This is a genomic window from Pantoea sp. SGAir0184 (genome assembly GCF_043544755.1).
On the sequence record NZ_CP028050.1, the window covers coordinates 1,238,470 to 1,263,561 of the forward strand.

24 protein-coding genes are annotated in these 25,092 nt (G+C 58.8%); 10 read left to right on the forward strand and 14 right to left on the reverse strand.

Annotated features, from left to right (window positions below; translation table 11 throughout):
- Nucleotides 1–28: 28 nt before the first annotated feature.
- Nucleotides 29–724, forward strand: a complete 696-nt coding sequence (gene ypfH, locus C1N60_RS05610; RefSeq protein WP_021508041.1) for an esterase — start codon at nucleotides 29–31, stop codon at nucleotides 722–724.
- Nucleotides 725–791: 67 nt separating this feature from the next.
- On the opposite strand, the gene C1N60_RS05615 is transcribed toward ypfH, so the two are convergent.
- Genes C1N60_RS05615 through C1N60_RS05625 form a run of 3 tightly spaced genes read right to left on the reverse strand, consistent with a single transcriptional unit; the run spans nucleotide 792 to nucleotide 2,501 of the window.
- The gene (locus tag C1N60_RS05615; protein ID WP_021508042.1) at nucleotides 792–980 is read right to left on the reverse strand and encodes a YpfN family protein; all 189 of its coding nucleotides are present in this window, start codon (nucleotides 978–980) and stop codon (nucleotides 792–794) included.
- 23 nt (nucleotides 981–1,003) lie between these two features.
- Nucleotides 1,004–2,131, reverse strand: coding sequence for a succinyl-diaminopimelate desuccinylase (gene dapE, locus C1N60_RS05620; RefSeq protein ID WP_125309151.1), 1,128 nt, complete (start codon nucleotides 2,129–2,131; stop codon nucleotides 1,004–1,006).
- A 1-nt stretch (nucleotide 2,132) separates the two neighbouring features.
- On the reverse strand, nucleotides 2,133–2,501 hold the full coding sequence (locus C1N60_RS05625) for an ArsC family reductase (RefSeq protein ID WP_394521491.1): 369 nt from the start codon (nucleotides 2,499–2,501) through the stop codon (nucleotides 2,133–2,135).
- Between the two features lie 394 nt (nucleotides 2,502–2,895).
- On the opposite strand from C1N60_RS05625, the gene ypfM reads away from it, so the two are divergent.
- On the forward strand, nucleotides 2,896–2,955 hold the full coding sequence (ypfM, locus tag C1N60_RS05630) for a protein YpfM (RefSeq protein WP_104085366.1): 60 nt from the start codon (nucleotides 2,896–2,898) through the stop codon (nucleotides 2,953–2,955).
- Between the two features lie 108 nt (nucleotides 2,956–3,063).
- Here the strand turns inward: ypfM and acrD are convergent, their stop codons facing one another.
- The 3 genes from acrD to narQ form a co-directional block, all read right to left on the reverse strand.
- A complete protein-coding gene (gene acrD, locus C1N60_RS05635) occupies nucleotides 3,064–6,180 on the reverse strand; it encodes a multidrug efflux RND transporter permease AcrD (protein WP_021508044.1) in 3,117 nt (1,038 codons plus the stop codon).
- Between the two features lie 195 nt (nucleotides 6,181–6,375).
- Entirely contained in the window at nucleotides 6,376–7,008 is a 633-nt protein-coding gene (locus C1N60_RS05640) for a response regulator (protein ID WP_058758331.1), read from the reverse strand.
- 41 nt (nucleotides 7,009–7,049) lie between these two features.
- Complete coding sequence (gene narQ, locus C1N60_RS05645) at nucleotides 7,050–8,738, reverse strand: nitrate/nitrite two-component system sensor histidine kinase NarQ (protein ID WP_211725277.1); 1,689 nt, start codon at nucleotides 8,736–8,738, stop codon at nucleotides 7,050–7,052.
- A 238-nt stretch (nucleotides 8,739–8,976) separates the two neighbouring features.
- On the opposite strand from narQ, the gene C1N60_RS05650 reads away from it, so the two are divergent.
- The 8 genes from C1N60_RS05650 to nudK all read left to right on the forward strand — a co-directional run bounded on the left by C1N60_RS05650 (nucleotide 8,977) and on the right by nudK (nucleotide 16,855).
- Nucleotides 8,977–9,249, forward strand: a complete 273-nt coding sequence (locus C1N60_RS05650) for a YdgH/BhsA/McbA family protein (protein ID WP_275028249.1) — start codon at nucleotides 8,977–8,979, stop codon at nucleotides 9,247–9,249.
- A 290-nt stretch (nucleotides 9,250–9,539) separates the two neighbouring features.
- A complete protein-coding gene (ansP, locus tag C1N60_RS05655; protein WP_031279802.1) occupies nucleotides 9,540–11,042 on the forward strand; it encodes an L-asparagine permease in 1,503 nt (500 codons plus the stop codon).
- Nucleotides 11,043–11,205: 163 nt separating this feature from the next.
- Nucleotides 11,206–11,676, forward strand: coding sequence for a ferredoxin-type protein NapF (napF, locus tag C1N60_RS05660; RefSeq protein WP_021508050.1), 471 nt, complete (start codon nucleotides 11,206–11,208; stop codon nucleotides 11,674–11,676).
- Nucleotides 11,666–11,944: a chaperone NapD gene (locus tag C1N60_RS05665; RefSeq protein WP_021508051.1), complete on the forward strand. Its 279-nt coding sequence runs from the start codon at nucleotides 11,666–11,668 to the stop codon at nucleotides 11,942–11,944. Before napF ends, C1N60_RS05665 begins: the two co-directional genes overlap by 11 nt.
- Nucleotides 11,941–14,427, forward strand: coding sequence for a nitrate reductase catalytic subunit NapA (napA, locus tag C1N60_RS05670; protein ID WP_394521492.1), 2,487 nt, complete (start codon nucleotides 11,941–11,943; stop codon nucleotides 14,425–14,427). The genes C1N60_RS05665 and napA overlap by 4 nt, the downstream gene beginning before the upstream one ends.
- A gap of 11 nt (nucleotides 14,428–14,438) precedes the next feature.
- A complete protein-coding gene (gene napB, locus C1N60_RS05675; protein ID WP_058758336.1) occupies nucleotides 14,439–14,870 on the forward strand; it encodes a nitrate reductase cytochrome c-type subunit in 432 nt (143 codons plus the stop codon).
- Between the two features lie 7 nt (nucleotides 14,871–14,877).
- A complete protein-coding gene (napC, locus tag C1N60_RS05680; RefSeq protein WP_058758337.1) occupies nucleotides 14,878–15,462 on the forward strand; it encodes a cytochrome c-type protein NapC in 585 nt (194 codons plus the stop codon).
- 814 nt (nucleotides 15,463–16,276) lie between these two features.
- Nucleotides 16,277–16,855, forward strand: a complete 579-nt coding sequence (nudK, locus tag C1N60_RS05685) for a GDP-mannose pyrophosphatase NudK (protein ID WP_058781763.1) — start codon at nucleotides 16,277–16,279, stop codon at nucleotides 16,853–16,855.
- A gap of 70 nt (nucleotides 16,856–16,925) precedes the next feature.
- Here nudK and rbsK read toward each other — a convergent pair whose 3' ends face one another.
- The 8 genes from rbsK to C1N60_RS05725 are packed head-to-tail and all read right to left on the reverse strand — an operon-like array spanning nucleotide 16,926 to nucleotide 24,864.
- Nucleotides 16,926–17,900, reverse strand: a complete 975-nt coding sequence (gene rbsK, locus C1N60_RS05690; protein ID WP_059011563.1) for a ribokinase — start codon at nucleotides 17,898–17,900, stop codon at nucleotides 16,926–16,928.
- Nucleotides 17,897–18,793 (reverse strand): allose kinase, encoded by an 897-nt coding sequence (alsK, locus tag C1N60_RS05695; protein ID WP_021508057.1) that lies wholly within the window; start codon nucleotides 18,791–18,793, stop codon nucleotides 17,897–17,899. The genes rbsK and alsK overlap by 4 nt, the downstream gene beginning before the upstream one ends.
- Nucleotides 18,790–19,482: a D-allulose 6-phosphate 3-epimerase gene (gene alsE / locus C1N60_RS05700; RefSeq protein WP_058758340.1), complete on the reverse strand. Its 693-nt coding sequence runs from the start codon at nucleotides 19,480–19,482 to the stop codon at nucleotides 18,790–18,792. Before alsE ends, alsK begins: the two co-directional genes overlap by 4 nt.
- Entirely contained in the window at nucleotides 19,482–20,531 is a 1,050-nt protein-coding gene (locus C1N60_RS05705) for an ABC transporter permease (protein ID WP_394521493.1), read from the reverse strand. Before C1N60_RS05705 ends, alsE begins: the two co-directional genes overlap by 1 nt.
- A 17-nt stretch (nucleotides 20,532–20,548) precedes the next feature.
- Entirely contained in the window at nucleotides 20,549–21,538 is a 990-nt protein-coding gene (locus tag C1N60_RS05710) for an ABC transporter permease (protein WP_021508060.1), read from the reverse strand.
- Nucleotides 21,531–23,036: a sugar ABC transporter ATP-binding protein gene (locus tag C1N60_RS05715; protein WP_021508061.1), complete on the reverse strand. Its 1,506-nt coding sequence runs from the start codon at nucleotides 23,034–23,036 to the stop codon at nucleotides 21,531–21,533. Before C1N60_RS05715 ends, C1N60_RS05710 begins: the two co-directional genes overlap by 8 nt.
- A gap of 1 nt (nucleotide 23,037) precedes the next feature.
- Nucleotides 23,038–24,021 (reverse strand): substrate-binding domain-containing protein, encoded by a 984-nt coding sequence (locus C1N60_RS05720; RefSeq protein WP_058758342.1) that lies wholly within the window; start codon nucleotides 24,019–24,021, stop codon nucleotides 23,038–23,040.
- Between the two features lie 12 nt (nucleotides 24,022–24,033).
- A complete protein-coding gene (locus tag C1N60_RS05725) occupies nucleotides 24,034–24,864 on the reverse strand; it encodes a DeoR/GlpR family DNA-binding transcription regulator (RefSeq protein WP_021508063.1) in 831 nt (276 codons plus the stop codon).
- Between the last annotated feature and the right edge of the window lie 228 nt (nucleotides 24,865–25,092).

The following is a 25,092-nucleotide window of genomic DNA, read 5'->3' on the forward strand; positions in this document are numbered from 1 at the left end:
CGGCGTATAGTGATTTGAGGAGGACGTTATGGCACTACGATATGTAATTGTTCAGCAACCGGATAACGCCGCGCAGCTGTTTTTGCTGTATCACGGCGTGAACGACAACCCCGATTCGATGGCGCAGATTGGCAGCTGGTTCGCGCAGGCGTTTCCGCAGGCGCAGGTGGTGTCGGTGGGCGCACCTTATCCGGCCAGCGCGCCGCAGGGCCGCCAGTGGTATGCCGAGATACCGGAACACGACCGCTCGCAGCAGCAGGGCGTGGATGCGGTGATGCCGTCCTTTGTCGAGTCGGTGCGTCACTGGCAGCAGCAGAGCGGCGTGCGGCCGGAAGCCACCGCGCTGGTCGGTTTTTCGCAGGGCGGCACCATGGTGCTGGAAGGCGTAAAAGCCCAGCCGGATCTGGCGGGACGCGTGGTGGCCTTTAGCGGCCGCTACGTCACGCTGCCGGAGCAGGCCAGCACGCGCAACACTATCCATCTGATTCACGGCGATTATGACGAGCAGGTGCCGATGCAGCATGCGGAAGCGGCGATGCAGCGCTTAACTGCGCTGGGCGGCGATGTGACGCTGGATATCGTTGACGATCTGCCGCACGCAATTGATGAACGCAGCATGCAGCTGGCACTGAATCACCTGCGCTATACCGTGCCGCGTCGCTATTTCGATGAGGCGCTGAGCGGGGCGAAGCCGGGTGACGACGATGTGGTCATGATGGTGTGAGACATGCGCGCCATAAAACAAAGGTCGCCGTGCGGGGCGACCTTGTACTTTAAACGATCAGCGGCGACTACTTCTTTTTCGGCCAGTCGTCGTCATCGTCCCACTTATCGTTGAAATCGCGATGCGGTGGCAGATCCGGTTTGTTATCCATATATTTTTTATGATCGATGCGCTTCAGGTCTTTATAGACGTTCATCAGCACGCCCACCATCAGCAGAATCACAATCACCCACCAGTACTCTTTTAACCATTCCATGAGGTTTCTCCTTCAAGGTGTCATCAGGCGATCAGCTGTTCCATAATGCGCTGATACATCCGGCTCAGCAGCTGCAAATCCGAGGCTTTCACGCACTCATTGATCTTATGAATAGTGGCATTCACCGGGCCGAGCTCCACCACCTGTGCGCCCATGCGGGCAATAAAGCGCCCGTCAGAGGTGCCGCCGGTGGTTAACAGCTGCGGCTTGATCTCATTATAGTGCGCCACGGCGTTGACGACCGCATCCACCAGCTTGCCGCGTGAAGTCAGGAATGGCTGACCGGACACATTCCACTCCAGCGTATAGCGCAGCTGGTGGCGATCGAGCAGCGCCGCCACGCGATCTTTGATCATCTGATCGGTCAGTTCGGTGCTGAAGCGGAAGTTAAACTGCACGAAAAACTCGCCGGGAATCACATTGTTACTGCCGGTGCCGGCCTGCACGTTGGCGATCTGCATGCTGGTCGGCGGGAAGAACTCATTGCCCTGATCCCATTCGGTCGCCACCAGCTCGTTGAGCGCTGGCATTGCACGATGTACCGGGTTATCAGCCAGATGCGGATAAGCCACGTGGCCCTGCACACCGTGAAGGGTCAGATTGGCAGTCATGGAGCCGCGACGGCCGTTCTTCACCACATCGCCAACCACTTCGGTGCTCGACGGTTCGCCGACGAGGCAGTAATCCATACGTTCGTTACGCGCCATCAGGCGCTCAACCACTTTTACCGTGCCGTTAACGGCGCTGGCTTCTTCATCGGAAGTGATGAGAAACGCCAGCCGGCCTGCATGATTGGGATGAGCAGCAACGAAGCGCTCGGCCGCCACCACCATCGCCGCCAGCGAGCCTTTCATGTCCGCTGCGCCACGACCAAACAGCATGCCGTCGCGAATCGAAGGTTCAAACGGTGGGCTGATCCAGCGATTGGCATCGCCCGGCGGCACCACATCGGTGTGCCCGGCAAAAGCCAGCGTTTCACCCTGGCCGCGCGTGGCCCAGAAGTTAAGCGTATCGCCAATGTGCATCGGCTCGACGTGAAAACCAATCGCCTCCAGGCGCGCAATTAACATGGCCTGGCAACCGGCGTCATCCGGACTAAGCGAGGGGCGACGAATAAGCTGCTGAGCCAGCTCAATGACCGGACAGAACATGTTATGACTTCTCCTGGATAAAGGCGTGATAAACGGGTTCTTTGAAACCCACCAGCAATGTACCGTCTGGCGCCGCCAGCACCGGACGTTTGATCAGCGCCGGGTGCGCCAGCATCAGCGCTTTGGCGCTGGCCGCATCGCGGATGGCATCGCGTTCCGCTTCCGGCAGCTGACGCCAGGTGGTACCGCGCGTGTTCAGCAGCACGTCATACCCCAGCTGGTCGATAAAGGATTGCAGCAGCGCCGCATCCAGCCCGTCAGCGCGATAATCATGAAAATGAAAGTCGATGCCGGAAGTGGTCAAATAGTTGCGTGCTTTTTTTATGGTGTCGCAATTCTTAATTCCGTACATCACCCACTGCGCTGTCATCGCGTATTCCCGTCCTGTGTTAAATAAAGCGCGAGTTTACCATAGCGCGCCGTGGGCTGTGAGGTCAGACGCGCGGCAGCGCTGTTTTTCATCTCTCCACGATGCCAATAAACGATGCTAATCAGGACCAGTAAACGCTTTCACTTGCCTGCGAAATTGTCGCCTGCGGCACCATTAGCGATCTAAGAATTATCTCAGGCGACGAAAACGGGCCTGACGGGTTAAGTCCGCACTTTTGTGAGTCGCATTAACAGGTTGCTGAAATGTGCGTCAGTCCGCAGTTTCGGCAAATTCAAGCTTTCTGCGGTAGTTGCCGATAGTGATGAGAGGTGGAAACGTATTCACCTGTAGAAAAAAACGGCGTAAAATCGCCACTACAAGAAGAGAGGGTATTATGGTTGAACACGAACTGGGGAACTGGAAAGAATTTATCGAAGCGATGTTACGTAAGTAATTCGTGAAGAGAAAAGCAGGGCACTTCCCAACTTGCTGTTATTCTTACCGCACACATCAATAAAGCCGCCATTCATCATGGCGGCTTTTTATTTGCCCGGAGTTAGCCTCAGTCGTGCGGCTTTGCCCGCAGCGGGAAGCGGCGGCGCACCAGCACAAAGAACAGCGGCACAAAGAAGATCGCCAGCACCGTGGCGGAGATCATGCCGCCCATCACGCCAGTACCGACCGCATGCTGGCTGCCGGAACCGGCACCGCTGCTGATCGCCATCGGCAGCACGCCGAAAATAAAGGCCAGCGACGTCATCAGAATCGGCCGCAGGCGCTGCCGCGATGCCTCCAGCGTCGACTCCAGCAGTTCACGCCCTTTGCTGTTGATCTCATTGGCGAACTCGACGATCAGGATCGCATTCTTCGCCGACAGGCCAATCACCGTCAGCAGGCCGACCTGAAAGTAGACGTCATTCTCCAGTCCGCGCAGCCAGGTGGCGACCAGCGCGCCCACCACGCCCAGCGGCACCACCAGCATCACCGAGAACGGAATCGACCAGCTCTCGTACAGCGCCGCGAGGCACAGGAACACTACCAGCAGCGAAATCGCATACAGCGCCGGCGCCTGCGAGCCGGAGAGACGTTCCTGATAGGAGGCACCAGTCCACTGGAAGCCAACGCCGAGCGGCAGCTGCGCCACCAGCTTCTCCATCTCATCCATCGCCGTGCCGCTGCTGACGCCGTTAGCCGCCTCGCCGACAATCTCCAGCGACGAATAGCCGTTATAGCGTTCAAGACGCGGTGAACCGGTCTCCCAGTGGCTGGTGGCGAAGGCGGAGAACGGCACCATGCCGCCGCTGTTGTTGCGCACATACCATTTGTTGATGTCGCCCGGCAGCATGCGGAATTCCGGTGCCGCCTGGACGTAGACTTTCTTCACGCGGCCGCGGTCGAGAAAATCATTCACGTAGGTTGAGCCCCAGGCGGTGGTCAGGGTGTCGTTGATGGTATCCAGCGACACGCCGAGCGCCTGCGCTTTGCGCTGGTCGACATCAATCTGCAGTTGCGGGCTGTCGTCGAGCCCGTTGTGGCGCACGCGCGACAGCGCCGGATTGTTGTCGGCCAGCGCCAGCAGCCGATCGCGCATCGCCATCAGCTCGGTGTGCCCGATGCCGCCGTGATCCTGCAACTCCATGTCAAAGCCGGAGGAGCTGCCCATGCCGGTGATCGCCGGTGGACTGCTGGCGATGACGCGTGCCTCTTTGATCTTTTTAAAGGCTGCGGTGGCGCGATCGATGATGGCAAACGAGGTGCGATCGCGACCTGGCCGCTGCTCCCAGTCCTTCAGGCGCACAAACAGGCGCGCCACGTTTTGCCCGTTGCCGCCCGGACCGGCACCGATGGTGGAGAACACCGACAGCACATTGTCCTTTTCGGCAGTCAGGTAATAATCCTCAACCTTTGCCACCACCTGCGAGGTTTGCTGCAGCGTCGAGCCCGGCGGCAGTTGTACCTGAGTAAGAAATACGCCGCGATCTTCCAGCGGCAGGAAGGAGGTAGGCAGACGAATAAACAGGAATGCCATCACGCCGATAATCGCCAGGTAGAGCAGCAGCCAGCGGCCGCTCTTCAGCAGAATGCGCGCCACGCCGCGCTCGTAGCGTTCGGCGCTGGCATTGAAGTGACGGTTAAACCAGCCGAAAAAGCCGCGCCGGCCATGGTGCTGGCCCTGCGCCAGCGGTTTGAGCAGCGTGGAGCACAGCGCGGGCGTCAGAATCATCGCCACCAGCACCGACAGCACCATCGCCGAGACAATGGTGATGGAGAACTGGCGATAGATAGCGCCCACGGTGCCGCCAAAGAACGCCATCGGCACAAACACCGCGGACAGCACCAGCGCGATGCCCACCAGCGCACCCTGAATCTGCCCCATCGATTTACGCGTGGCGGCCCGCGGCGATAATCCCTCTTCGCTCATGATGCGCTCAACGTTTTCCACCACCACGATAGCATCATCCACCAGCAGCCCGATGGCCAGCACCATGGCGAACATGGTCAGGGTGTTAATACTGAAGCCGCAGGCGTACAGCACCGCAAAGGTACCGAGCAGCACCACCGGCACAGCAATGGTGGGGATCAGCGTGGCGCGGAAGTTTTGCAGGAACAGGTACATCACCAGAAACACCAGCAGGATCGCTTCCAGCAGCGTTTTCACCACGTCCTTAATTGAGGCTTTGACGAACGGCGTGGTTTCAAACGCCACTTTGGCTTCCAGCCCGTGCGGGAAGTATTGCGCCAGTTCGGCAACACGGGCGCGCACCAGCTTGTCTGTGTTCATCTCGTTAGCGCCGGAGGCCAGCTTGATGCCGAGACCGGAGGCCGGCTGGCCGTTATAGCGGCTCAGAAAGTCATACTTTTCGGCGCCCATGGCAATGGTGGCCACGTCGCCGAGCGTCACCACTGAACCGTCGGTGTTGGTTTTCAGCGTAATGGCGCGAAACTGCGCGGGCGTCTGTAGCATTGACTGGGCGTTAACCGTAGCGTTCAGCGCCTGTTTGTCCACCGACGGCAACCCGCCGACCTGGCCGACCGCCACTTGGGTGTTCTGCGATTCGATGGCGCTGACCACATCGTCGGTGGTTAGCGCGTAGTTAATCAGCTTGTTGGGATCGAGCCAGATGCGCATGGCGTATTGCGAGCCGTAGGCATCGACCTGGCCGACGCCGTCGATGCGGCTGAGCGGATCCTGAATGTTACTGGCGACGTAATCGGCAATATCCTGTTTATCCATGCTGCCGTCGGTGGAGACAAAGGCGATCATCAGAATGTTGCTGTCGCCGGTTTTGTTTACCGTGACGCCCTGCGACTGCACCGCCGCTGGCAATTTGCGCAGCGCGCTCTGCAGCTGATTCTGTACCTGTTGCCGCGCTTCATCCGGGTTAGTGCCGGCGGTAAAGGTGAGGGTGATCTGCGCCTGGCCGGTGTTGCTGCTGTTCGAGGACATGTACATCAGGTTATCGATTCCCGTCATATTCTGCTCGATAACCTGGGTGACGGTGTTTTCCAGCGTCTGCGCGGATGCGCCGGGATAGTTGGCGGTGATGCGCACGTTGGGCGGCGCGAGATCCGGATACTGTTCCACCGGCAGCGAGATAATGGCCAGCGTGCCACACAGGCACAGCAAAATAGCCAGCACCCAGGCAAAAATGGGGCGGTCGATAAAAAAGTTCGACATGAAACCGACACTCCTCAGCTGCGTACTTTGTACTTGTTATTAGTAAAAGCGTGCCGCACGCTGCGCTTCACGCTGGCGGAGTGCAAGGGCGATCCTGAAAACTCCGGCTGCTGCTTACTGTACGCGGGGCAAATTAGGGAATCGTGGATAAATTATGGAGAAAGTGTAAAAGTCGCAGCAGCTTTATGTGCGCAATCACACATTGCGGCTCTCCAGCCACAGCACCGTTGCCGCAACGCGGGAACGGACGTCGAGCTTACGCAGCAGGTTGCGGATATGCACCTTTACCGTTTCTTCGGAAATGTGCAGCGTGGCGGCAATCTCTTTGTTGGATAAGCCGCGTGCTACTTCCTGCAACACATCCAGCTCGCGCTCGGTCAGCTGTCTGAACGGATTGGCGCTGGGCTGGCGGGTCGCCAGATATTCTGCCACCACCTCGCTGAACACGTTCTCGCCCTGTGCGCCGCGCATTACCTGCGCCAGCAGCAGCTCCGGTTCGCTGTCTTTGAGCAGATAGCCATCGGCACCGGCATCCACCATGGCGTAAATATCGCTGCGCGCGTCGGACACTGTCAGCACCAGAATGCGTGCCGCGACGCCCTCGTGGCGCAGCGCCTTCAGCGTATCCAGCCCGGACATGCCCTTCATATTCAGATCGAGCAGAATCACATCCGGTGCCAGACGGCGCGCTTCGGCCAGCGCTTCGGTACCGTTATTCGCCTCAGCCACCACTTCCAGACGCGGTTCCAGCGCCAGCAACTGGCGGATACCGCGACGCATCAGCGGATGATCGTCAACGATCATAATAGACAGGGAAGGGTGAGCCATAGGTTCTCCAGAGTTTCAATCCATTTGCTAAGTGTAATGCGTTAAGCCAGCCGGTGCGCGGGGCGGGCGGGAAAACGCAGCGTGACGCAGGTGCCCTGCGCCTGCGGGGTAATCAGTAAGCTGCCGGCGAGACGCGCCGCGCGCTCGGCCATGATGGTTAGCCCGTAGTGGCCCGGCGGCTCTTCTACGCTATTGATACCGCAGCCGTCATCTTCGATGGTCAGCAGGTGCTCATCATCAGCGACACGCTGATAGCGAATCTGAATCTGCTGCGCCTGCGCGTGACGAATTGCATTGAGCAGCGCCTCGCGTGCAATCTGCAGCACGTGCACCTGCTGCTGGGCATCCAGCGTTTGCAGGCCAGGCTGATAGTCAAAGGTAATCGCCGCCTGCGACTGCTCCTGCAGCGGGGCGATCATCGCCTGCATCGCCTGCACTAAATCGGCCTGTTCAATGCTCAGGCGGAAGGTGGTGAGCAGTTCGCGCAGCTGCTGATACGCCTCGGCCAGCGCGCGATCGAAATCGGCGATGATCGCCTGTGCCTGCGGCTGGCTGCTATCAACTGTGCGCCGCAGCAACGTCAGCTGGATACGCAGAAAAGAGAGCGACTGCGCCAGCGAATCGTGCAGCTCGCGCGCAATGGTGGCGCGCTCTTCAATCAGCAGCATCTGCTGATACTGCTTCTGCGTCTGCCAGATCCACAGTGCACGCGCCAGCATGTTGGCCAGACTGTGCATCAGCTCATCGGCCGGCGGCGCGCGGCGGGTTTGCCAGCACAGTTCGCCGAGGCGCTGCTCTTCCTGCTGCAGCGGCAGCCGCTGCCAGCTGAGATCGTCGGCGGGCACGCCGGCCTGGAAAGCGATATCTTCGCTGGCGATTTGCAGCACCTCCAGCGCTTCCCGCCGCTGCACCAGCCGCAGCAGGCCCTGAAACAGCTCGGGATTGAGCGGGCTGCCGGTGAGAATCTGCGAGCTTTCATACAGCAGCGACAGCGTGCGGTTGGCCTGGGTTAAATCTTCGGTTTTATTGCGTACCGCGCACTCCAGCAGGCGATAGTGCGAATGCAGCCGCTCCGCCATAGTGGTAAACGCCTGCGCCAGCACGCCCAGCTCGTTGGGCTGATGCACGGAAAGCGGCGGAAAACTGAAATTGGCCTGCTCGACGTATTGACTGGCGGTGACCAGCGAATCAAGCGGACGCACCACGTTGCGGCGAATAAAGCCAATGCTCCACAGCGCCAGCGCGACAATCGCCAGAAAGCCGAACAGGCTGCTGGCGGCCACCAGATGCATTTTCAGCTCGGCATAGTGCTGCACCGCCAGCACGAAGCGGTCAATCTCACTGACGTAGCCCGCCACGCGCTGCTGGTACACCTGCGCCCGCGCCGGCTGCAGCGTCTCCTGCAGTACCGGCCAGCTGTCGCGCAGATAGCGGTAGCGGCTGCTGACTTCAATCGGCACCCACGGACGCTCCAGATGTTGCAGCGCCGGTGACTCCAGCGTCTGCTGATATTGCTGCATATGGTGCGCCAGCTGCTGCGGATCGCGCGTGCTGTCCCACGCCAGCCGGTAGATTTGCATGCGCAGCGAGCCGGCGACATTCACCGCTTCGGCATCGCGCAAACTGCTGGAGAGCGTCATCAGCGCCAGGCCGGTGGTTAACAGCGACAGCAGCACAATCGCGCTGAGCGCGCGGGCAATGGTGCGGGTAACGGGACGTTTCACTATCACAATAATAACCCTTACAAGAGCGGGGGATTATAAGTCAGCCGCAGCGCGGGTGCGAGCGCGAAATTGACACATCTGGTTACTTTTACCAGAGAAACTCACTGCGGTTTACGTTTCCCTGGATTACTGGCGTTTGGCTGGCGAAATATTGAACGCCTTTACCGCCCGCGCAGCCTGGTTTGCACTGGCTCGCCGATACTTTGACGCGTAACCCTTTCCCGCACGACAACAGGAGCACCTCATGAAGACACGTTATGCCGTAATGACTGCTGCACTGCTTGCCAGCGCATCGTTTACTACCCTTGCCGCCTCGCCGTTGAGCGAGGCACAAACCCAGGACCTGCAAAGCAGCGGCACCGTTTCGGTGAGCGGCGTGCGCGGTTCGCTGGATGACGCCGCCCGTCAGCTGTCGCAAAAAGCGGAAGAGATGGGCGCCAGCCACTATCGCGTCATTGGCATGCAGAATCCAGGCGATTCCAGCATGTGGAGCGGCAGCGCCGAGATTTACCGTTAATGCCCTTAATTATTCCCCTCTGGTAGTTTTTTCCTGTAGCCACCGATTACCGGCCACCCCGTTGGCCGGTTTTTTTGTGCGTCGCGACGGATTATTACAAATCAACCCGTGCAGTCAGCCAGTAAATTTTGCTTCGTTCATGCAGAACGGGTAGGATTCATCGCCGTAATTTCCCGGCTCGCCGCGCGGCATCGTTCCGCCGCTCAGGGGCCGGTTTTACCCCATTTCGCACTGCCCGGCGCAATCGATTGGTTACGCGGTGATTGATGGACAGGACAAACAGGAAAGCTATGAAATCTACTAAAAAAACGCCAGCCGAACAGCGTGCTGCGAGAAGGCGCTGGCTTAACTCTCACGACACGGGTTACCACAAAGCGATGGGTAACCGTCAGGTACAAATGATCGCCATTGGCGGCGCTATCGGTACCGGTCTGTTCCTCGGTGCCGGCGCGCGTCTGCAGATGGCCGGTCCGGCACTGGCACTGGTGTATCTGGTGTGCGGTATCTTCTCCTTCTTTATTCTCCGTGCGTTGGGCGAGCTGGTGTTGCATCGCCCTTCCAGCGGCAGCTTTGTTTCGTACGCGCGTGAATTCCTCGGGGAAAAAGCGTCCTACGTCGCGGGCTGGATGTATTTCGTTAACTGGGCGATGACCGGTATCGTCGATATCACCGCGGTAGCGCTTTACATGCATTACTGGGGCGCGTTTGGTGATGTGCCGCAGTGGGTATTTGCGCTGGGCGCGCTGGCGATTGTCGGCACCATGAACATGATCGGCGTGAAGTGGTTCGCCGAGATGGAATTCTGGTTCGCGCTGGTGAAAGTGCTGGCCATCGTGGTGTTCCTGATTGTCGGCGTGGTGTTCCTCGGCAGCGGTAAACCGCTGGACGGCAACACCACCGGCTTCCACCTGATCACCGACAACGGCGGGCTGTTCCCACACGGTCTGCTGCCGGCGCTGGTGCTGGTACAGGGCGTGGTGTTTGCCTTCGCCTCGATTGAGCTGGTGGGCACGGCGGCGGGCGAGTGTAAAGACCCGAAAACCATGCTGCCGAAAGCCATCAACAGCGTGATCTGGCGTATCGGCCTGTTCTATGTGGGTTCCGTGGTGCTGCTGGTACTGCTGCTGCCGTGGAACGCCTATCAGGCCGGACAAAGCCCGTTCGTCACCTTCTTCTCCAAACTGGGCGTGCCTTACATTGGCAGCGTGATGAATATCGTGGTGCTGAGCGCGGCGCTGTCGAGCCTGAACTCGGGCCTGTACTCTACCGGACGTATTCTGCGTTCAATGTCGATGGGCGGCTCGGCGCCGCAGTTCATGTCGAAGATGAGTAAGCAGCAGGTGCCGTACGCCGGTATCCTGGTGACCATCGGCGTGTACGTGATCGGCGTAGTGCTCAACTACTACGTTCCGTCGCAGGTGTTTGAGATCGTCCTGAACGTGGCGTCGCTGGGGATTATCTCCTCGTGGGCGTTCATCGTGGTGTGCCAGATGCGTCTGCGCAAAGCCATCAAAGAGGGCAAAGCGGAAGATGTCAGCTTCAAGCTGCCGTGGGCGCCGGTTACCTCGTGGCTGACGCTGCTGTTCCTGGTGAGCGTGCTGGTGCTGATGGCGTTTGACTACCCGAACGGCACTTACACCATTGCTTCAATTCCGCTGATTGCCGTGCTGCTGGTGCTCGGCTGGTTTGGCGTGCGTAAGCGCGTGCAGGCGGAAGCGATGAAAGAGCACGAGCATCATCATGATGATCAGGATGATGCGGCGCCTAAACTGGCGGAAGACAACGCGCGTTAATCGCAGCGATGCTCACCTGCGGGGGCCAGTCGGCCCCCGTTTTTATTGCAATTCTCCTTCTCTTGATCCCGCATCGGGAATTACACCTTTCGGGTGATATAGCCCTTCATAACCTCAGGTTATTTTACGCACCATCTCTACATCCCCGCATTGAGGTGAGCCGATGGCGCTGTCGCGACGTGAACTCTTTACCGGGCAGCGCGTCATGCCTGCCGGCGGTATCGCGTTGCCGTGGTGGCGGGGAGAGAGCGGCTGTGACGGCTGCGCCCGCTGCGTACAAGCCTGCGAGAGCGGCATTATCCGCATCGCCGCTGGCGAAGCGCCGCAGCTCGACTTTCTGCAGGGGGAATGCACCTTTTGCGCCGCCTGTGCCGATGTCTGCCCGCAGCCGCTGTTTCAGCCGCGCGACACTGAACCTTTTAGCCGGCGCATCCGCATCGACAGCCGCTGTATCGCTTTTCTCGGCGTTAACTGTCGCAGCTGCCAGGAGAGTTGTGAGCAGCAGGCGATCCGTTTTCGCCTGATGCCCAACGGCATCGGCCAGCCGGAAATCCTTCCGCAACACTGCACCGGCTGTGGCGCCTGTATCGCGCCGTGTCCGGTCTCAGCCACAGGACTGCATCATGACGAATAACGACAGCTGGCACGTATGTGGCCTGGTGATTCAGGCACGTCCGACCGCGATCGCGGCGGTGCGGCAGGCGCTACTGAACTTTGCCGATAGCGACATCGCGGCGGAAGATGCCGCACGCGGCACGCTGGCGCTAACGCTGGGCGCGGCCGACAGCGCCACGCTGCTGAGCAACATAGAAGCCACCCGCAACATCCCGGATGTGCTGGCGGTATCGCTGGTTTATCACCAGCAAGACGAAATTGAAGAACCCTGTAAGGAAGCATCATGAACCTGAGTCGTCGTGATTTTATGAAGGCCAATGCGGCGGCTGCTGCTGCAACGGCTGCTGGTCTCACCATTCCGACCGTGACCAAAGCGGCCACCAGCCTGGCTGAGCCGATTCGCTGGGAAAAAGCGCCGTGCCGGTTTTGCGGCACCGGCTGTGGCGTGCTGGTCGGCACGCAGAATGGCCGCGTGGTCGCCTCGCAGGGCGATCCGCAGGCGGAGGTTAATCGCGGTCTGAACTGCATAAAAGGCTACTTCCTGCCGAAGATCATGTACGGCAAAGATCGTCTGACCCAGCCGCTGCTGCGCATGACCGACGGCAAATTTGATAAGAACGGCGAGTTCACCCCGGTAAGCTGGGATCAGGCGTTCGACATCATGGAAGCGAAGTTTAAGGCTGCGCTGAAAGCCAACGGCCCGGAATCGGTCGGCATGTTTGGCTCCGGCCAGTGGACCGTATGGGAAGGTTACGCCGCATCAAAGCTGATGAAAGCCGGCTTCCGCACCAACAACCTCGATCCGAACGCACGCCACTGCATGGCGTCTGCGGTGGTGGGCTTTATGCGCACCTTCGGCATGGACGAACCGATGGGCTGCTACGATGACATCGAGCAGGCCGATGCGTTTGTGCTGTGGGGATCGAACATGGCCGAGATGCACCCGATTCTCTGGTCACGCCTGACCGCGCGGCGTCTCAGCAATGACAAGGTCAAAGTGGCGGTGCTGTCGACCTATCGCCACCGCAGTTTCGAGCTGGCCGATAACGCCATCGTCTTCACGCCGCAGAGCGATCTGGCGATCCTCAACTTCATCGCTAACTACATCATTCAGAACAATAAAGTCGATAAAACCTTCCTGCAGAATCACGTCACGCTGCGTAAAGGCGTGACGGATATCGGCTACGGTTTGCGCCCGACCAATCCGCTGCAGGCGGCGGCGAAAAATCCGGACAACGGCGAGTCGACGCCGATCAGCTTCGATGAATATGCGAAATTTGTCGCGGAATACACGGTGGAAAAAGCCAGCGCCATGAGCGGCGTAGAGCAGGATCAGCTGATCGCGCTGGCGGAGCTGTACGCCGATCCGAACGTCAAGGTGGTCTCTTACTGGACCATGGGCTTCAACCAGCATACGCGCGGCGTGTGGGCGAACAACCTGTGCTACAACATCCACCTGCTGACCGGCAAAATTTCCCGTCCGGGCACCGGACCGTTCTCGCTCACCGGCCAGCCATCGGCTTGTGGCACCGCGCGTGAAGTGGGCACGTTTGCGCACCGTCTGCCAGCCGATATGGTGGTGAACAATGACAAACACCGCGCTTTAGCTGAAAAACTGTGGAAGCTGCCGCAGGGCACGGTGCCAGCCAAAGTCGGTCTGCACGCCGTGGCGCAGGATCGCGCGCTGAAAGATGGCAAGCTGAATGCCTATTGGGTGATGTGTAACAACAACATGCAGGCCGGGCCGAACCTGACGCAGGAGCGCATGCCGGGCTGGCGCGATGCGCGCAACTTTGTGGTGGTATCCGACCCGTATCCGACCGTCAGCGCCCTGTCTGCCGACCTGATTCTGCCGACGGCGATGTGGGTAGAGAAAGAGGGCGCCTACGGCAACGCCGAGCGCCGTACCCAGTTCTGGCATCAGCAGGTGAAAGCGCCGGGCGAGGCGAAATCGGATCTGTGGCAGCTGGTGACCTTTGCCAAACGCTTCCGCGTTGAGGACGTGTGGCCAGAGGCGCTGATTGCTCAGCAGCCTGAGCTGAAAGGCAAAACCCTCTACGACGTGCTGTATGCCAACGGCCAGGTGAATCAGTTCCCGCTGAGCGAAGTGGCCGACGACCGCCTTAACGATGAAGCGCGTGAGTTTGGCTTCTATATCCAGAAAGGCCTGTTCGAGGAGTATGCCAGTTTTGGGCGCGGCCACGGTCACGATCTCGCACCGTTTGATACTTATCACGAGGCGCGCGGTCTGCGCTGGCCGGTAGTGGACGGCAAAGAGACGCGCTGGCGCTATCGTGAAGGTTTCGACAGCTATGTGAAAGCCGGTGAGGGCGTACGTTTTTACGGTAAGCCGGACGGCAAAGCCACCATTTTTGCCCTGCCGTACGAGCCGCCAGCGGAAGCGCCGGATGCCGAATATGACCTGTGGTTCTGCACCGGTCGCGTGCTGGAGCACTGGCACACCGGCACCATGACGCGCCGCGTGCCGGAACTGCACCGCGCGGTGCCGCAGGCGCTGCTGTATATCCATCCGCTGGACGCCAAAGATCGCGGTTTCCGTCGCGGTGAGAAGGTGCGCGTGGTATCGCGTCGTGGCGAAACCCTCGCCACCGTGGAAACGCGCGGGCGTAATCAGCCGCCGCAGGGGCTGGTATTTATGCCGTTCTTTGATGCCGGCGTGCTGGCCAACAACATCACGCTGGACGCCACCGATCCGCTGTCGAAGCAGACCGATTACAAAAAATGCGCCGTTAAGCTGGTGAAAATCTGAGGCAGGATGCAATGAAACCTTTTATCACTCTTGTAACCGTTGCCGCCCTGATGCTGGGCGGCGTGGTGTACGCTAATAACGGCGTCGATCTCAATCAGTCACCGGAAGTGACGGCAACGCAGCAGGGCACCATTCATCAGCCCAAAGAGCAGAGCCGCAAGCCGCTGAACTATGTTAATCAGCCGCCGGTGATCCCGCACAGCGTGGAGGGCTACCAGGTGACGAAGAACGTGAACCGCTGCCTGCAGTGTCACGGCACCCAGAGCTATCTGACCACCGGCGCGCCGCGCGTCAGTCCGACGCACTTTACCGACCGCGACGGCGTGGTGAGCAGCACGGTATCGCCGCGTCGCTACTTCTGCCTGCAGTGTCACGTGCCGCAGACCGATGCCAAACCGGTGGTGGAAAACACCTTTAAGCCGGCTGACGGCTTTGGGCAGTGAGGTGGCGATGAAACAGAAACTTTTACGTATCTGGCGCTGGTGGCGACGCCCCAGCCGTCTGGCGCTCGGCACGCTGCTGATTCTTGGCTTTGCTGGCGGCATCATCTTTTGGGGTGGTTTTAACACCGCGATGGAGATGACCAACCGCGAGCAGTTCTGTATTGGCTGTCACGAAATGCGCAACAACGTCTATCAGGAATATATGCAGACGGTGCACTACAACAACCGCAGCGGCGTGCGCGCCACCTGCCCGGATTGTCACGTGCCGCACGAGTGGGGGCCGAAGATGATTCGTAAGATCCAGGCGAGTAAAGAGGTGTACGCCAAGATCTTTGGCCTGATTGATACGCCGCAGAAGTTTGAAGAGACGCGTATCGAGCTGGCGCAGAACGAATGGCGCCGGATGAAGAATAACAATTCGCAGGAGTGTCGTAACTGTCACAACTTCGATTATATGGACTTCACCGCGCAGAAAACGGTCGCCGCCAAAATGCACAGCAAAGCGGTGCAGGACGGACAGACCTGTATCGACTGCCACAAAGGCATTGCCCACCATCTGCCGGATATGAAAGACCAGCCAAACGGTTTTTAATCGCGACCCTGGCCGCGCCTGCCGGTGCGGTATCAGGGTTTTCGTGCCGACCGGTTGAGGCAGCCGCAAACCACACAACATTCTAGCGGCGCGATTTATCGCGCTAAGTTAATCACTACACCGCTGCCCGGATGCGCAATAAATTGCGCCGCTAAAATTCGTGCGGCATTTTATTTCTTCACCATCATCCTGCACACATCGTAGCAGCGCGATTTATCGCGCCAAGTTAATCACTGCACAGCTGCCCGGATGCGCAATGAATGGCGCCGCTACGATTCGTGTGGCATTTTATTTCTGCACCATCATCCTGCACACATTGTAGCGGCGCGATTTATCGCGCTAAGTCAATCATTACACATCTGCCCGGATGCGCAATAAATTGCGCCGCTACGATTCGTACGGCATTTTATTTCTTCACCCTCATCCTGCACACATCGTAGCGGCGCGATTTATCGCGCTAAGTTAATCACTGCACAGCTGCCCGGATACGCAATGAATTGCGCCGCTACGATTCGTGCGGCATTTTATTTCTGCACCTTCATCCTGCACACATCGTAGCGGCATTTTATTTCTGCACCTTCATCCTGCACACATTGTAGCGGCGCGATTTATCGCGCTAAGTTAATCCCTGCACAGCTGCCCGGATGCGCACTGAATGGCGCCGCTACGATACGAGCCATGAAGGTTGAAGGGGAGTTAATGCTGAGCTGACAGCCTTACGCCATCGCAGGCAACCTGCTCCACAATTCAGATAGTTTTCCCTGCGGCTTCGGCCTATTATCTCAGGCTCCCTCAGCTACGCAGTGGAGCGGCTATGTCGTTAAAGATCAACATCATCAAAGATAAGTTGTTGTCTGATAATTATTTCATTCTGCGCAACTACACCTACGAACTCACCCGCAGCAACGGCGACGTGGTACGTCACAAACGTGAAGTCTACGATCGCGGCAACGGCGCCACCATCCTGCTCTACAACCGTGAAAAAAACAGCGTGGTGCTGATTCGCCAGTTCCGCATCGCGACCTATGTTAATGACAATACCAGCGGTGAGCTGATTGAAACCTGCGCCGGGCTGCTGGATAACGACACGCCGGAAGATTGCATCCGTAAAGAAGCGGTGGAAGAGACCGGCTATCAGGTTGGTAAGGTCGAAAAGCTGTTTGAGGCCTACATGTCGCCGGGCGGCGTGACCGAATTGCTGCACTTTTTCGCCGCTGAATACAGCGATGCGCAGCGCGCTAACGACGGCGGCGGCGTTGAAGATGAAGAGATCACCGTACTCGAGCTGCCGTTTCCTCAGGCGCTGGCGATGGTGAAAGAGGGCCGCATTCGCGACGGCAAAACCATTATGTTACTGCACTATGCGCAGCTGATGGGCTGGTTGCAGGCATAACCGCGGCGGTAATTCGCAGGGCCGGCACGAATGCCGACTCTGCCGATGCCGGGCGCAATGCATTGCGCCACTACGCCATGTGCGTGATTTCCGGAGCATTTAACGGCGTTACTTCACACTCTGGATGGGCCTGGATGCGTGCCAGCGCTTCGGCGTAGGAGGGCATGGAATTGGCCGCGCCGGAACGCTCTACGCACAGCGAGGCAAACGCCGCTGCAAACAGCGCCGCCTGCGGTAACGCATCGCCGGACGCCAGGCGCGCCGCCAGTGCGCCGTTGAAGGCATCGCCGGCACCGGTGGTGTCGAGCGGCTGGGCAGGAAACAGCGGAATACGTAGCTGCTGCTCCGCGCTGGAAAGCAGTGCGCCCGCGGTGCCAAGCGTAATAATCACCTGACGCGCGCCCTTACGGTGCAGCACTTCGGCGGCGCGCTGCGCGCTGGCGAAATCGGTCACTTTTATCCCGCTCAGCTGCATCGCTTCGGTGCTGTTGGGCGTTAGCAGATCAACCTTAGCCAGCAGCGCATCGCTGACTTTCTGCCACGGTGCCGGATTCAGAATGACAAACGTGCCGCCGGCACGCGCGTTGTCGATCATGCGCTGAATGGCGCTGAGGTTGTTCTCCAGCTGCACCAGCAGAATATCGGCGGCAGCCACGGTGGGCTGACAGCGCGCCACTTCGGCCGCGGTCACGGTGGTATTTGCGCCGGGATAGACCGATATCATGTTCTCGGCATCATCGCCTGCCACGTAAATCAGCGCGTTGCCGGTGGGTTTCTCTTTACAGGTGAACAGCGTAATGGCATCGAAACCGGTCTTCTCCAGATGGCGGCGGGCAAACGTGCCAAAATCGTCATTACCTACCTTACCGATATAGTGCACGCGCGCCCCGGCGCGCAGCGCGGCGGTGGCCTGGTTGGCCCCTTTGCCGCCGGGCCCCATCATGCTGTTGTGCGCCGTGAGCGATTCGCCCGGCAGGGGGAAACGGTTCATCACCGCAACCACGTCGAGGTTGAACGAGCCAAACACACACACTTTTCCTTTCATTGCGCGCTCCTGAACAGCCGTTCTGCGGCGAGGCAGGCGCCGCGACAGCCGGTGTGATCGGTGGATTGACTGAAGATGATTTTCAAACCATCCCGCGTGGCCGGCGGCCGTAAATGCTGCTGGATCTGACTGCGCAGCTGCGCCAGCGGGAAATCTGCCATCGCCAGCACGCCGCCGCCCAGAATCAGGTACTCCGGATCGAGAATGTTCATCTCGGTGGCGATCAGCTGCGCCAGACGCTGCACAAACGCCTGCAGCGCCGGGTCAGAACCGTGATGGGTAAACAGCGCCGACATCGGCGTTTGCGCCGCATTGGCCTGCGCCCAGTGGCTTAACCAGTGGCCGGAGGTCACGGTTTCCGCGCAGCCGTGGTTGCCGCACGGGCAGGGCAGCGCGTTACCGGCCACCGGCACGTGGCCGAGTTCACCGGCTCCGCCATGCTGACCATGGTAGAAGCGGCCGTTGATCCACAGGCTGTTGCCCATGCCGGTGCCAGGATACAGACCTACCGCATTTTCCGGCAGCTGTTCCAGCTGCATTAAATCCCACAGCATCAGATGGTTAACGTCTTTATCCATCGCCACCGGCACGCCCAGTCGTTCACTCAGCAGCGCCGCTACCGGCTGGTGATCGAGCGCCTGAATGAACGGCAGTGAAATTACCTGCTGGCGATCGCGGCTGAGAATGCCCGGCAGGCCGAGCATCACACCGCTGACCGGCTGCTGCTCCAGCGTTTCCGCAATCAGCTGCCCCAGTGCGGCCAGCGCATCGGGCTGTTGCGCCCAGCTGGCGGTGGGCACTTTACGAAAGCTGCTCCAGATGCGGCCCGCCTCCATCAACTGCAGACGGGTGCCGGTGCCGCCAATGTCGATACCGAGCCAGCGTGTTGTCATGCCGACACCTGCGCCAGGCCCTGCGCTTCATCAATGCTCTCACGCATCATGTTCCACGCGGTGGCGAGGTCTTCGTGAATGTTAAACAGGCCGGAGGTGCCGACAATCAGCACTTCGGCACCGGCACCGACCAGCGTGTTGTAGGTGCGCGTATTACAGGAACCGTCAATCTCAATCAGGTAGCGGTGGCCGTGCGCCTGTTTCAGCGCCTTCAGCTCCTGCACCTTCTGCACCATCTCCGGAATAAACGGCTGACCGGCATAGCCCGGGTCCACCGTCATCACGGTGATTTTATCCAGCAGATGAATGTAATGATGGATAAAGGAGACCGGCGTGGCCGGGTTGAGCACCACGCCCACTTTTTTGCCGTAGCTGCGAATCAGGTTAATCACGCGGAACGCATCACGATTGATAGTTTCAGCGTGCGGACAAATGTAATCGGCGCCGGCATTGGCCACCGCTTCAATAAAGTCGGTCGGCTCTTCCACCATCAGATGCACATCGATCGCCACTTTGGTATGCGGGCGGATCTGCTCAATAAAGAACGGCGACAGGGTGATGTTTTTAACGTAGTGACCGTCCATGATGTCGATGTGCAGGAAGTCAGCGCGGGAGTCCAGCACGGCCAGCTGGTGCTTGATCTCCATCAGATTCATACACATCAACGACGGGGAGACTTGAATACGCATCATACTTCCTTTTTTTCGGTCAGAGGATTAAGCGCCGCGGCCAGCTTGCTGAGCCTGACGGCACGGTGATCGTTAAAGCGCGCTTTGAGTTGTTTGAAGGCCAGTACCACCACCAGCACGGCACCCCACATCGCCAGGCTGACATGCTGGCTGATGTTCATCAGGTTGAAGCCGGTGGAGAGCACCTGCAGCGCAATCAGCGCCAGCACCACGCCGGTCACGCGGCCAAAACCGCCGTTGGGATCGGTGCCGCCGAGAATAATGGCCAGTACGGTCAGCAGCAGGTAGGCATCGCCGTAACCCATGCGCGCCGAGTTAAAGCGCGCCATCATGATCAGACCGGCCAGCACGCACAGCAGGCTGGAGATGACATACACCAGCATCACCATACGGTGGGTATTGATGCCGCTGAACCAGGTGGCGTTGATGTTGCTGCCGCCCATGTAGATGCATTTACCGGCGCGGGTTTTGCCGAGGAACAGCGCCAGCAGCGTGGCGGCAACCAGGAATACCCACAGCGGCAGCGGCATGCCCAGCAGCGTGTCTGAGCCGAGCGACTGCACCACCGGCGGCATACCGCTCACCGCCGCACCTTTGGTCAGCCAGATGCCGATGCCGTTGAGCGTCATCATGGTGGCCAGCGTCACCAGAATCGGGTGCGCGCCGATGCGCGTTACCATCACGCCGGTGATCACGCCAATCACGGCGGCAATCACCATCGCGCCGACGATGGCGATAAACAGCCACAGCAGCTGCTGACCGGTACCGGCATCAGCGGGCAGGGCGCTCATCAGGGTCCAGGCGATGAACAGCGCCGTCAGGTTGGCGGTGGCGATGATGGCGAGGTTCAGGCCGCCGCTGAGGATGGCGATAAACATCGCCAGCGTTAACAGGCCCAGCTCCGGCAGCTGAAACGCCATGCTCATGAAGGTCGAGTCGGTGAGAAAGCGGTCCGGCAGCATGACGGTGAACGTGGCCAGCGCCAGCGCAATCAACAGCATCAGGCCGATGTTGGTGCCGTCCGGCCGCAGCGCAGAGAGTGATTTCATGGTGATTGCTCCTTCCGTCAGACGAAACTGACGTCGGTTTCTTTACGTTTTTTGTAATGGGTGACGGCAATCGCCACCATAATCGTGCCGCCGACCACAATGTTCATGAAGTAGTTGGAGACGCCGATCAGATTGAGGCCGTTTTTCAGGATGGCGATCAGGAATACGCCCATCAGCGTGCCGCTGACCGTGCCTTTGCCGCCCATCAGGCTGGCACCGCCCAGCACCGTCGCGGCCAGCACATCCAGCTCACCGCCTACCAGCGCGTTGGGCACCACTTCGCCCATGCGGTATACCTGCACCAGTCCGCCAATCGCCGCCATCGCTCCGAGCCAGCCGTAGGCAAACACGTGAATCAATCCCACGCGGATGCCAATACGCCGCGCCGATTCCGCATCGCCGCCCACCGCATACAGCTGACGGCCCAGATTGGTTTTGTTGAGCAGCAGCGCGGTGAGGGCGGCAATCACCAGCATGATCGCCAGCGGTAAGCCAATCTGGAAACTGTTGCCCTGTACGCTAAACGGCAGCACGCTGCGCAGGGTGATCCACCAGTCCGGCAGCGAGTAGAGGCTTTTGCCGCCGGTAACCCACATCAGCAGACCAAACAGCAGCGACTGCATGCTGATGGTGATGATGATCGACACCACGCGCAGCGAGGTGATCAGCAGGGCGTTGATCACGCCAAACAGCGTGCCACAGACGATAGCCAGCAGAATGCTGAGCAGCGCGTTATCAAACTGGAACTGCACAAACAGCGAGGCGATCAGGTATTGCACCACCGACGCGACGGCGGCGAAGGAGATATCGATACCGCCGGTCACCAGCACTACAAACAGGCCGAGGGCGAAAATGCCGGTAACGGCGTAGCTTTCCGCCAGATCCAGCAGGTTCTGCACTGTCAGGAACTGATCGCTGGCCAGCGAGAAGAACACCATGAAAGCCAGCAGCACCCAGGCGAGCCAGCCCTGGCTGGAGTGCGGACGTAAACGAGAGAAATCAGGCATTAATCACCTCCGCCAGCTGTTCCTGCGCCACGGTATCGGGTTGGTATTCGGCATGGATGGTGCCGTCGCGGAAGTGCAGGATGCGGTCGCAGTTGTACCAGACCTCCGGCACTTCGTCGGAAATCAGGATGATCGACAGTCCCTCTTTCGCCAGCTCGTGGATCAGCTGATAGATGCTGGCCTTGGCACCGACATCCACGCCGACGGTCGGCGAGTCGAGGATCAGAATGCGCGGCTGGGTCAGCACCCATTTCGCCAGCACGATTTTTTGCTGGTTGCCGCCGGACAGGGTGGAGATCGCCAGGTTAGGATCGGCCACGCGCACGCCGAGCTGCTGAATCCACTGCAGGATCAGCTTGTTCTTGCGGTATTCGTCGATCAGGTGGAAACGGTTTTGCAGCTTATCGAGGATCGGCAGCACCATGTTGTCGGCCACCGACTGCTGCTGCACCAGGCCGAGCGTCAGGCGATCTTCCGAAACGTAGCCGATGCCGGCTTTGATGGCGTCTTCATGCCCGCGAAAACGCACCGGCTTGCTGTCGAGCCAGATTTTGCCGCTGTCCGGTTTGGTCATGCCAAACAGCGACAGCGCCAGTTCGGTGCGGCCGGATCCGAGCAGGCCGCACAGGCCCAGCACTTCACCGGCGTAGAGTTTGAAATTGACGTCATGATACTGACCGGCGCGTGTCAGCTTCTCCACTTCGAGAATCGCCCGGTCGGCGTTGCGCGTTGGCGCTTTTAACTGGTAGTCGAGCTTGAGGCCGGTCATCAGTTCGGTCAGGTGATGCGGCGTCATCTCTCTGGCTGGCCAGCAGCCCATCTTGCGGCCGTCGCGGATCACCGTCACGCGATCCGAAATCTCCAGCACTTCATCCAGCCGGTGACTGACAAACACCACGCAGATGTTTTTGTCTTTCAGATAGCGCACGGTGCGCAGCAGCTGATTGACCTCGGTACGCGTCAGCGACGCGGTGGGTTCATCCATAATCACCAGTCGTGCATCGGCCACCAGCGCGCGGCAAATCGCCACCTGCTGGCGCTGGGCAATCGACAGCGCGGCGACTTTCTCATTCAGATCGAGATCGAATTTCAGCTCATCAATAATGCCGCGCGCGGTGTCGCGCAGCCGGGCCTGACGGTGCCAGCCGAGCAACCCGTTGAGGTTATGCTCAAAAGCGATGTTCTCCGCCACGCTCAAATTGGGGAACAGCGACAGATCCTGGTAAATCACCTGGATACCGAAGTCGCGCGCCTGACGGGTGGTCAGACGCGGGAAACTCTGGCCGTCGCCGAGGGTGATGCGGCTGCCACTGTCCGGGGCGTGCACCCCGGAAATGACTTTAATTAAGGTGCTCTTGCCACAGCCGTTGGTGCCAGCGAGACAGTGCACTTCGCCGGCCAGCAGGGTCAGCGAGATATCGCTCAGTGCGCGGTTGCCACCAAATGTTTTCGACAGGTTGTCGAGCGCAATCAGCGTCTGTGGAGTGACCTCTTGCATGTTACAGCCCCATTTTCACCAGTTTTGGCAGGTTCTCTTTATCGAGACTTTCGGTGTTGTTACCGAGAATGGTGTGCGTCGCCTCGTCCACCTTCACTTTGCCCAGCCCTTCAATGGTCATGCCGTCGGTGATCGGCTCTTTTTTCTCCATCATGTCGGCGATACGCACAAATACTTCACCGGCGGTCTGCGGATTCCAGATATAGCCGCCCTTGATAGCACCGCGCTGTACCAGCGACGCGCCCTGGCCCGGGCTGAAGGCGCCGATGACGCACACCTGATCGATCTTGTTGCGGTTCATGACCGCGCGGCCGGCGCCAATCGGTCCCTGAGAACCAAAGGCCATAATGCCTTTCAGATCCGGGTACTTAGACATCAGCTCGTTGGTGGTGCGGATGGAGTCATCCAGCGATTCGCCGACGCCGAATTTGTCGGTCACCAGCTGCATCTTCGGATAGTGCTGTTTCTGGTAGTTGAGCGCGGCGTCGGTCCACTCCTGATGCAGTGGCACCGTCAGGCTGCCGACATACATGGCGTACTTGCCTTCTTCATGCATGCATTTCGCCAGCGCTTTCATATGGTTGATGCCGTGGGTCGGCGCATCGACCAGCTCGAAATCCCAGTTGGCGTCTTTCTGGCCGGGCGATTCGTGAGTAATCACCATGATCCCGGCTTCACGCGCGCGCTTCAGCACCGGCTCAAGCACTTTCGGGTCGTTTGGCACCACGCCGATGATATCGACCTTCTGCGCAATCAAATCTTCAATGGCGCGCACCTGCAGCGCCGGGTCAGCGGCGGTTGGCCCGACCATCCACGCGTCGATGCCGCGTTTTGCCGCTTCACTTTTGATGCCCGCTTCCATGGCGTTGAACCACGGAATACCGCCAATTTTTACCACGATGCCCATGCGTATTTTGTCAGCGGCCTGCGCGCCAGCGGCGGCAAACAGGGCAAGCAGAGAACAGGCGATAAGATGTTTTTTCATAAAGACTCCGGATTAATTTTTTATTAGCTGCATCGAATGGCTGCGTTGCGAGCAATCAATAATATTGACGCCGTTCCACGCCAGTTCTTGTTCCAGCTCTTTGTCTTTTAATTGGTCAGTGATGAGAAAATCCACATCGCGGTAATGACAAATACGCGCGAATGAGGGGCGCAGAAATTTACTGCCGTCCAGCAGCAGATGTTTTCTTTCTGCCGCTAACAACATTTGCTGTTTTAAATGTGCGTTGTTTTCGTTACCTTCGCGTAAATAACCGTCATTTCCCAGACTGCTGCAGGAAAAAAAGATCTTATTGATCTGAAATTCCCGTAGCGGCTGCTCTGCGACGACGCCGTGGAAATCTTCATAACGGTCAGAATATTCTCCACCCAGGCAGATGGTGCGGATACTGCCGCGCGCTGCAAGGGTCTGGACGATTCTGATAGAATTGGTTAACACCGTTAATTCAATATCCGGTAGCTGTCGTGCCAGATACCAGCAGGTGGTACTACTGTCGAGTAATAAACAATCACCGGGGCTGATAAAATCGAGTGCCCGTTTGGCTATCGCCATCTTGGCCTCGACGTTTTCATTCATGCGCTGGCGAAAAGATAATTCATACTCGTTAATACCGCGTGTATTTCCCTGAATGTTGGCGGCCTGTCGTTTGGCTGGTACTGCACCACCGTGACTGCGCTGTAATACGCCACGTTTCTCCAGCTGCGTTAAATCACGGCGAATGGTTTCCTGCGAAACCTGACACAGCGTGACTAATTCAGCGACAATGACCCGACCATTTAAATTAAGCTCGTCAATAATTCGCTGCTGTCTTTCAATCGGCAACATGACTTCCCTCCGATGGCTATAAATTACTGGATGCCGGAATGTGAAAATGTGGGCTGGGCACGAGTCCGCAGCGACCAACTGGCCCGGCGGCATTAAGGTGATTTTCATTGGATTTTTTATGTAAATGAGATCTCTTTATTTCAGATTTGAGTGATCGCATTCACATAAATGCGCGTTATTACGCGAGGGAATGAGAGAGACCATGCACAGCGTTGACGCTCTGTCAGC